Source organism: uncultured Campylobacter sp. (assembly GCF_938018035.1).
GTDB lineage: Bacteria > Campylobacterota > Campylobacteria > Campylobacterales > Campylobacteraceae > Campylobacter_B.
This window is the reverse complement of the sequence record NZ_CALIJF010000306.1, coordinates 1-3,055: the sequence shown is the minus strand read 5'-3', so window position 1 is coordinate 3,055 and position 3,055 is coordinate 1. Positions and strand designations below refer to the sequence as shown.

The 3,055-nt window shown below is 42.7% G+C and carries 3 protein-coding genes; all 3 read left to right on the top strand.

From position 1 onward, the window contains the following. The coding region (locus tag Q0257_RS09185; protein WP_298024296.1) for a hypothetical protein at positions 1-1,116 on the top strand (1,116 nt) is incomplete at its 5' end. A gap of 11 nt (positions 1,117-1,127) precedes the next feature. Then, on the top strand, positions 1,128-1,619 hold the full coding sequence (gene fldA / locus Q0257_RS09180) for a flavodoxin FldA (protein ID WP_177389208.1): 492 nt from the start codon (positions 1,128-1,130) through the stop codon (positions 1,617-1,619). A 303-nt stretch (positions 1,620-1,922) separates the two neighbouring features. After that, positions 1,923-2,699 carry a hypothetical protein gene (locus Q0257_RS09175; protein ID WP_298024294.1) on the top strand — a complete coding sequence of 259 codons (777 nt, stop codon included), beginning with the start codon at positions 1,923-1,925 and terminating at the stop codon, positions 2,697-2,699. Positions 2,700-3,055: the final 356 nt, after the last annotated feature.

Genomic DNA, 3,055 nt, shown 5'->3' with positions numbered 1-3,055 from the left:
GATTTTTTAAATTCTAGCAAATTTAACGCTACTTGCTTTGCGCACGCCGAAAGCAAGAAATTTAACGGCAAATCTAAAAAGTTTTCAAGCGGTAAATCGGACGCACTTAATCATAATGCCTCTAAGCCGCATGCTGCAAAGAGTGCGCAAAAAGACGGCGCAAATAGGAATTTGACAGCAAGGGCTTTTTGCGACACTGGCTTAGCGCAAAAGAATTTTTTCTGCGCTAAGCGTTCGGACGAGAAATCAGCTTTATTACAAGATACTACCGCGTCAAAACGAGATATCGCGGCGCGCGAAAAACGCCAAAAAGCGGATCTGCGGCGCGATAATGAGCTTATTGATGATGAAATTTTAAATGCCGAAGTTTTTAATAAGCAATTCTTTAGCGGCGAGATTTTTGGCTTTGATGCGAACGGGCGCGAGATTGTGCCAGAGGCGCTGCGGGATTATAATGCGGCTTCGCGAGCGCGAGCGATGCTAGCTCTATATAATTTTAACGTTAATGCGGATTATAGAATTCCGCCCACAAATTTAAAAGGCGCTTCGCAGTTTCGCTCCGCGTTTTTAAATTTTATCTCCTCCGAGCTTGGGCGCGGGGCTCGTAAAATTTACCGCTTCAAGCCCGCCGTGAAATTTTGCGCAGCGGATAATGCGATAATCTTTTCTTATCTGCGCGGCATGCCGCTGCCCGTATTTGCCGCCAAGCCCGCTTATAAGCTAACTAGCGCGATCGTGAGTCTGCGTAGCGGATTGCTGCTAAACGGAGACGATGCGTTTCGCAACTTCGTATTTTGCAAAATCGCGCTTCGCAATGCAGGCGCACAGCTGCAGCTTGTGGGCAAATCAGGCGAGCTCATCGTAGTTCGCAAGAGCGGTTTTAGCCTAGGCGTGGTTACGAGCTTTAAAAAAATTTTACCTCAAAATCCAGCCATTTATGATAATGATATAAAAAAAGCGCTAGAGCTTTGCCGCGGAGCAAACCTCGACGCCGTGTATCTTGTATATCCAAAAAATGAAAATTTTAACCGCCACGTCGAGATAAAAAGCGAATGCTTTAAGGGAAATTTCATTATGAAATTAGTACCATACAAGCTTACCGACAAAATTTATTAAAAGGATACCAAATGGTTGGAATTATTTTTGGAAGCTCGATGGGCAATACCGAGGACGCCGCGAAGCTGATCTCTGAAAAGCTAGGCATAGAAAACGAGCTAAAAAATGTTGCGGACATCGCGCCTGCAGATCTAAATAAATACACCGCGCTCATCATTGGCAGCTCCACGTGGAACGACGGCGAGTTGCAGGACGACTGGGCAGGCTTTGATTTCTCAGCCCTTGATGTCGCGGGCAAGACCGTCGCGATTTTCGGCATGGGCGATAGCTCAAGCTACAGCGACGCCTACTGCAACGCAATGCGCGAGCTATATGACAACTTCAAAAAAGCGGGTGCAAATATCGTAGGCGCAGTGCCTACCGACGGATATGAATTTGACGAGAGCAAGGCCGTAGTGGACGGCAAATTCGTTGGCCTCGCGCTAGACAATGACAATCAAAGCGACCTCACCGAGAGCCGCATCGAGGCGTGGGTAGCACAGATCGCTCCATCTTTTAAATAGTCCTCCTTTAAATTTGCCGTGGAGCGTCTGCTTCACGGCAAATTAGAATTATCATTAAAGCTCTAGCTAAATTACAAAGCTATAAAATTTAAAAATTTCTTTCTGCTTGTAATTTTTTGCATCACACTGGCAAATAAAATTTAGCCTATTTTATCACATAAAATTTTGTTGCCGATAAATTTAGTGAGATTTTAAAATATTCCGCTAATGCTTAACAATTAATCTCAAAATTTACCTCAAATTTAATCAAATTTTAAGCGGGGGGGGGGCTAGTATTCCTTACTTTAATCTTAAGGAGTAAGTATGAAGCTCAGATATATGATGGGTGCCGTAGCGGCGGCTTTGGTGTTAGCAGGATGCGGTGAGGACGAGATAGAACTCGTCAAAAACTATACTTTGCCCGATTTTAAATCTATGAGTATAGGCACGGCGATCGAGGGGTCGAAAAGATGTAAAAATATCACGTGGTCGAAGGCTGATCGCGGTGGGCTAAAATCCGTCACGATGGTGTGCGACATAGATATGGAAGCATTGAATGCCGCAAAAGAGAAAGCGACCAAAGAACGTCTTGAGAAATATAATAAAGATGCTATAAATAGCAATATGGATAGTATTATGGAGTTTTATAGGGGTAAAGCTTATGATAGGAATAGCTTGCTTCAGCTAGCTAACAAGCTTTGTAAACTAAACGACGCGAAATTCCAAGAGACCATAAAAGCAAAAGGTAAGATAGAATACAAAGATCAGAAGGAATTGATCGATTGCGATAAGTCTCTAGAAGATGAAATTCTAAAAGACCAAGACCCTAAGAAAGATAAAACATATCTACCGGGTATCTTAGATTTCTTGAAAAGTGCGGTGTATCATTCGCAATTGACGCCCGAGCAATTAAAAGCCGATTATGGCATGTCCGATAAAGCGGCGCCGTCTAGCGCAACGATAGAGCTTAATTTCGTCGTCAATAACGATAAGAGCGTAGATTTGGCGCCTGAATTTAAGCTAACGGCGGACGGCAAAGAAGAATCTGTGGGTAAAAATGTTACGTCTAAAAACGCGCTAGCGGAGTTTTATGTAAGATAGTGCGCTGCGGAATTCTTGAGTAGCAGAGCAGAATTTTAAAATTCGCTCCGTTACGAAATTTAAAAAATTTCATTCTCGGTAAAATTTCATAGAATTTTGTCTGCGGTTTCGACGTAAAATTTTAATGTGGAATTTCACGGCTGAGCCGATATGTCGCGCTTGTTTGCCACGATTAAAATTCCTTTTTATGTCGTGGCGTGGAATTTTAAGCACGGAATTCCATATTTTACTAAGACGCCTTATGCGCGTAATTTTACAAACTGAATTAATCGAAATTTAGCAGCTAGATTTTTCTCAATTTTGAATTTTGCAGCCTGAAATTTAATGCCTTAGAACTCCTCAGCTTCACAAATCCA